Annotated in this window: 2 protein-coding genes; one reads left to right on the top strand and one right to left on the bottom strand. The window is 56.1% G+C overall.

Annotated features, from left to right (window positions below; all coding sequences use genetic code 11):
* On the bottom strand, nt 1-180 hold a 180-nt coding region (locus NCN04_RS09550), incomplete at its 3' end, for a DUF2518 family protein (protein WP_250395934.1).
* Nucleotides 181-214: 34 nt separating this feature from the next.
* On the opposite strand from NCN04_RS09550, the gene NCN04_RS09555 reads away from it, so the two are divergent.
* The coding region (locus NCN04_RS09555; RefSeq protein ID WP_250395933.1) for a translocation/assembly module TamB domain-containing protein at nt 215-3535 on the top strand (3321 nt) is incomplete at its 3' end.

Consider the following 3535-nt stretch of genomic DNA (forward strand, 5'->3'; position numbering starts at 1 on the left):
CGCTAACAAGAACGTAAAACTACTGACGCCAACAAGTCGAAAACGCAGTCCCCAACGGGCTACGAAGGCAACCACGGTCAGAACTGAGATGCCTAGGCCACTCCAGGCCAGCCATCTGCTGGAGACCTCCAATAATTCCGAAAGCGGCATGGGCTGGTTAGGGGCAAATCTCCTCTCTATATTGCGTCGACCTTGGCTGGGATGACGGTCATCAATGGGGAGCACTGGCAAAGGCGCGATGGCTCCAAGAGTGGTGATCTCGGGACTTGGTCTCACAGTTGTGGCTGGTGCTGCGATTTGGCTCACGGCTGACCGATTGATTGAAGGGGCTGTCAATGGCCTGCGTCCCTCACTGGAACAGCAACTGTCCTTGCCGCTGGGGCATCCGATTGAGATTGGTCCTTATCGCGGACTTGGTCTTGATGGAATCGGGATTGGACCGATCAAGATTCTTCCTGGAACGAAGGATGCGTCCACCGTTCGTGTCCAACAACTAAGCCTGGGGATCGATCCCCTCTCCAGCATTCGCCATTTGCGGCTGGTGGTCGTGGCCCGACTGAAAGGGGCAAACGTCAACCTAAGCCGCAATCAGCAAGGGCAGTTTTGGGTGCCAGGTCCTCGGCCAAAGGGGGAGTTCCCTCATCGCGTCGACCTTCGTGTGCGGCTTGTTGATCCAGCTCAAATTCGTGTTGAACCAGCCGACCTTCAGCTCTCTTTGGCGGGAGCCACGCGCCTCCGTCTCAATGAGAAATGGGCCGATGGCGGCTTTCAAATTGGTCTTCCCGATCGAGGCTCGGTGACGTTAAAAGGACGTGCTCACTGGGACCGTCCTGAATTCCTGCTCACGACGCGTCTGAAGCAGATCCGTCTAAACCGGTTGCAAGGGTTGCTTCCGATGGCCGAGCCCATCCAACTGAGGGGCCAAGTGGGTGGTGATCTCAGTTTTGGTTGGAATCGAGGTCAAACCAGCTGTGATGGTGGAGTCTCTGTCCTCGGCGTGAAGATCAGCGGCAAGCCGCTTCAGCACGCACTTGCGTCGCGACAGCTACGTCTCCACTGTGATGATGATCGACTCACGATTCCACGCAGTGAGTGGCGTTATGGCCCCTATCGGGCCAGTTTGGGCGGTCGCTTTCAACTGAATCAGAGCCTTGATTTAAGCGCCACCCTGAAGGAGCTGAATCAGGACAATCAGCTGGCTATGCGCCTGGATGGTGACTGGTCTCACCCCCGTTTCAAGCTGTCGGGTCAATGGAGGTTTCCCGAAGCCAAGGTCCTTGATCAACCCGTTGCGATTGATTTGCAGCTGCGGGGAGATCGGCGTCGCCCGAAGGCATGGAAAGCCAGGCTTGAAACACTTGCTTTAGACGCTCCCGGTGTATCGGTAGAGGCGCAGGGAGACTTGTACCCTCAGCTGGATATCAAGACCAAGCAGCTTCAACTGGTCGGAAAGGCATGGAAGGGACTGCCTTTGATTCCTGAGCTGTTGGGGATGAAAGCCCCTCTCAATGGTGAGTTGCGTGTGTCTGGGCCCAGCCTGTCGCCTCGACTTCAGTTGGCGCTCGATCAGGACAGCAATCCTTTGCTTGAACGTTGGTCACTTCAGGCCGAATGGTCTTCAGATCAGGGGTTGTTGAGCCTCAATCGCTTCAGCAGCCCTCAGCTCAATGCTGATGCTTTGTTGCCCCTTCAACTCGGAAAGGGTGGCCTGCAGGTTGGCGCGTTGCAATCCAATGTGCGCTTACGGGACTATCCACTTAGCCGGCTTGGTTCTCTGCTTGGGACGGTGATGGATGGCACGATTGCGGCCGAAGGGGAGGTCCGTGGTCCTCTGCAGTCCTTGCAGCCTGACCTTCAGCTCGAAGTGAATAGTCCTCGTGCAGGTGGTATCCGCCTGGTTGAACGTTGGCAAGGTCGCTTTCAAGGTCGCCCTGGCGGTGGTGGACAGCTCCAGATGGCATCCGTTGGAGCGGTGATTCCTGGCTCCTTTGACGCTCAACTCGGGGGCAATTGGTTGCCAGAAACCGTGCGCTTGCAGCGCAGGAACGGTGAGCTGCAAATCAGTGGCAGTCCTGCTCTTTACCGCTGGACAGCAAATGACCTGAGTGTGGATGGTTTGGAGTTGGTTCTGCCTCCGAAACAGCGATGGGAAGGGGTGTATGGCCGTTTGAGTGGTTCCGGTGATTTGAGCTTGCAGCCTTGGAGCATGTCGGCCGATCTCAAGCTTGCGCAGCCGGGATTGCTGGGAATTCAGTTCGGCCAAGCGCTGATGACGGTCAACTACAAAAACGATCGGTATGACATCAGCGGCGAACTCCTGCCTCGCGATAGCGGGCAGATCACCTTTGAGGCTGATGGATATCGGAATGCTGGACTGAACGCCAAGCTTCAGGCCCGTGGCCTGAGTGCACGCTGGCTGACAGCCAGTGCGCTCAGCCTTCCGCAACTCTCCCAGGCTCTTCCTCCTAATCAAGGCGATGCCACCGACCTAGGCACCTTGCTGGTGAACACCTTTGGTGGATCACTCGATGGTCAGTTGAAGGCGCTTCGACGATCCCAATTGGCATTGGCAGAGGCCCGTCGTGATCGCAGAGAGAAAGAAGCGTTTCATCCGGAAGATCTAAGGGGGCAAGTTGATGCTGTCGTTGCTGTTCAGGGGCCAAGCCTCAAGCGCCTCGAAGTGGATCTCACAGCGCGGGGTCACCTTTGGATCGATGGTGATGACGAAGATATTGCCCTGCAGGTGAAACCCTTCATCGCTGAGATCAAGGGGCCCCTTCACGCTGGTCAAGGCAGCTTCTCTCTGGTTCATTTGCCGTTCAGTCTTCTGGCACTGGTGGCACCGGTTCCACCAGCTTTGCAAGGGGCTTTAGGTCTGACGGGCAGCTATCGCTTGGGTGAGGGGGCACCAGTACTGACAACGGAGCTTGTCCTGGAGAAGGCACGCGTGGGGCAGGTACCGATTGCACTCGATCGCGGTCAGATTTTGCTTTCAAATGAGACGTTGCAGCTTGATTTGGCTCTGCGGTCAGAGGGTGCTGATGAGCCTCTGACGGTGATTGGACAAGTCCCCCTCACGCCCGACCGCCCCTTGGACGTCAGGGTTGAAAGTCATGGTGATGGTCTTCACTTCCTGGCTGGTTTCTCGAGAGATGTCGTTGCTTGGAATCAGGGCGACACCGATCTCAGACTGTTGATTGGCGGCAGTCTTTTAGCCCCTGAGGCCAATGGATTCATCGTCATGAACGATGGAGAATTTGTTGTTCGGGACCAAGTGATTAGCAAGGTTAAAAGTTCCGTTGTGTTTGATTTCGATCGCCTTGAGGTGCAGGAACTCAAGGGGCGAATTGGTCGTTCAGGAACCATTCGGGCCAGTGGTGCTCTGAAGATGTTTAAACCTGCGCCTGAAGAGGTTCCTTTGGCGATCACCGTTGAGAAGGCTCGAATCAAGGTGCCCATTGCTGATGTGGCGATTGCTGCTGATCTTCGCGTGAGTGGAGCACTTGTGAGTCCAGATTTTCGAGGCAATCTTCAG

The organism is Synechococcus sp. MU1655 (genome assembly GCF_023630655.1).
In the GTDB taxonomy this organism is placed as follows: Bacteria; Cyanobacteriota; Cyanobacteriia; order PCC-6307; family Cyanobiaceae; genus Synechococcus_C.